Genomic DNA, 2,163 nt, shown 5'->3' on the forward strand with positions numbered 1-2,163 from the left:
TGCGGCCTGGATCGACTTCCGCGGCGCGTACAAGAACCCAGGCGCGTAACTCTCCAGTTCGACCTGAACCCCAAAGGGCGCCACGCGGCGCCCTTCTTGTTTTCCAGTTCCAGTCTCTGAAGGGGACCATGCATGAAGACTTTCATCCAGCACGGCGACAGCATCACCGTTCCGGCACCCGCCGGCGGCACCATCTCGGGCGAGCTCTACAAAGTCGGCGCGATCATCGGCGTTGCGGCAACCACTGAAGTCACGGGCGCGCCAGTCGTGCTCAAGCTTGGCGGTGTTTTCGGTTTGACCAAGATCAGTGCACAGGCCTGGGCCGTCGGTGACTTGGTCTACATGAACACCAGCAGCCGTGCTCTGACCAACGTGTCTGCCGCGGGCCTGGTCCTGGTTGGCATGGCAACCGAAGTAGCGGCAAACCCCAGCACGGTCGGCGCTTGCCGCCTCAACGGCGTGTCCGCGCCGGCGGCGGTCTAAATGGGCTGGGCCTCCATGGCCCAGCGCATGCTCGGCGTTTCGATCCGTACGTTCAGCGAGCCATCGGCGGCAATCGATCCAGATGGCGCGGTGTACTGGCTGACGGATGGCGTCTCGCCGGGCGTTGCCCTGGCCCAGGCAGTGTTCGATTCCGCCCATGTCGCCGTTGACCCGGAAACCGGCGCACCGGTGTCGAGCAGCAACCCCGTCCTTGGCGTGCGCCTGATCGACCTCCCCAACAAGCCAACCAGCCGTGATCGGGTCCGGGCACGGGGTGAGCTCTATTCGATCAACGACGTTCAGCCCGATGGTGTGGCCGGCGTAACGATCATCTTGAGGAAGGCTTAACCATGGCGCACCCCAGAGAACTGATTCGCAAGCAGGCCGTTGCGGTCCTGTTGGGTGCCACTGATGCCGGTGCCAGCGTTTATGCCAGCCGCGTTGCGCCGTTGATTTCCAACGGTTGGCAGAGCGAGCTCCCGGCGATCATCGTCTACACGATGGACGAAGCAGGCGAGATTTTTAACCAGGCCCCCCGCGAGTACCGGCGTCGGGTAGAGCTGGTCGTGGAAATCCATGCCGAAGGCAATGGTGCGCTGGATGACACGCTGGACACCCTTGCCCGGCAGGTCGAAAGGCTACTTCTGATGGACGACACCTTGGGCGGCACGGCAAACGACCTGCAGTACGTGCGCTCACGGATGGTGCTGCTCGATCAGTCGGCGCATCTGACCGGCGCCTGTCGGCTCATCTTCGAAGCCGAGTACTTCGATCGACATCCTGACGACCTGTTCAATCAAAGCCTACCCGACCTGAACACGGTGACCACCGATTACAGCCTGGGCAATGCGCAGCCAGATCCGGCGGATCGCGCCCAAACGATCATTGAGGACCTCAACCCATGACCACTCGAGTGCTGGTTAAACCCGTCGAGGGGCGCCTGGTGCGGATCCCTGGCACCTATGAGGTGCTGCCCGCAGACGGAAAAGAGCTGGAAATGAATAGCTACTGGATTCGCAAAGAAGCGGCCGGTGACGTCGTTTTTCCAAACGATCAGCCTGCTGGCCAGGCCCCAACCCCGAAAGGTGAGAAGCAATGACTATCGGATTCGACACTATCCCTGGACCCGGCTCGCTGCGCAAACCGGGTACCTACAGCGAGATCGACAACAGCAAGGCTGTCAGCGGACCGCAGTCGGTCACCTACCGCCGGCTGTTGATCGGCCAGAAGCTGACCGCGGGTACAGCTACTGCCAACACCCTGGTCCGCGTGACCAGCCCGGCGCAGGCCGACACCCTGTTCGGCGCCGGCTCGATGCTGTCTGGCATGGTCCGGGCGGCGATGGCCATCGACACCTACACCGAGCTGCTGGTGCTGCCGGTGGTCGACAATGCCGCTGGTGTAGCGGCTACGGGCACAGTGGTGTTCACGGGCCCGGCCACCGCCTCGGGTACCGTCGAGCTGATGATCGCCGGGCGTCGAGTGTCGGTCGGGGTCATCAGTGGTGATACGCCGACGGCAATTGCCGCTGCCGCAGCCGCTGCAATCACTGCGGCTGCGGATATGCCAGTCACTGCCGCCGCTGCCACCGGAACGGTGACCCTGACCTGTCGCCACAAAGGTGAAGCGGGTAACAGCCTCAATGCCCGGGTCAACTACTACGCGGGTCAGGCCTTGCCT

At 63.1% G+C, this 2,163-nt stretch carries 5 protein-coding genes; all 5 read left to right on the plus strand.

Features of this window, described 5'->3' with window-relative positions:
- The first annotated feature begins 132 nt into the window (after positions 1–132).
- Positions 133–483, plus strand: coding sequence for a DUF2190 family protein (locus ACIQUS_RS27225; protein ID WP_403054267.1), 351 nt, complete (start codon positions 133–135; stop codon positions 481–483).
- Positions 484–831 carry a hypothetical protein gene (locus tag ACIQUS_RS27230; RefSeq protein ID WP_403054270.1) on the plus strand — a complete coding sequence of 116 codons (348 nt, stop codon included), beginning with the start codon at positions 484–486 and terminating at the stop codon, positions 829–831.
- Between the two features lie 2 nt (positions 832–833).
- On the plus strand, positions 834–1,388 hold the full coding sequence (locus ACIQUS_RS27235) for a hypothetical protein (RefSeq protein ID WP_403054273.1): 555 nt from the start codon (positions 834–836) through the stop codon (positions 1,386–1,388).
- On the plus strand, positions 1,385–1,582 hold the full coding sequence (locus ACIQUS_RS27240; protein WP_403054276.1) for a DUF2635 domain-containing protein: 198 nt from the start codon (positions 1,385–1,387) through the stop codon (positions 1,580–1,582). The genes ACIQUS_RS27235 and ACIQUS_RS27240 overlap by 4 nt, the downstream gene beginning before the upstream one ends.
- Positions 1,579–2,163, plus strand: a 585-nt coding sequence (locus ACIQUS_RS27245; protein WP_403054279.1) for a phage tail sheath N-terminal beta-sandwich domain-containing protein, incomplete at its 3' end; no start/stop codon positions are given. The genes ACIQUS_RS27240 and ACIQUS_RS27245, both read left to right, overlap by 4 nt.

This window comes from Pseudomonas sp. NPDC090755 (assembly GCF_044769005.1).
GTDB lineage: Bacteria > Pseudomonadota > Gammaproteobacteria > Pseudomonadales > Pseudomonadaceae > Aquipseudomonas.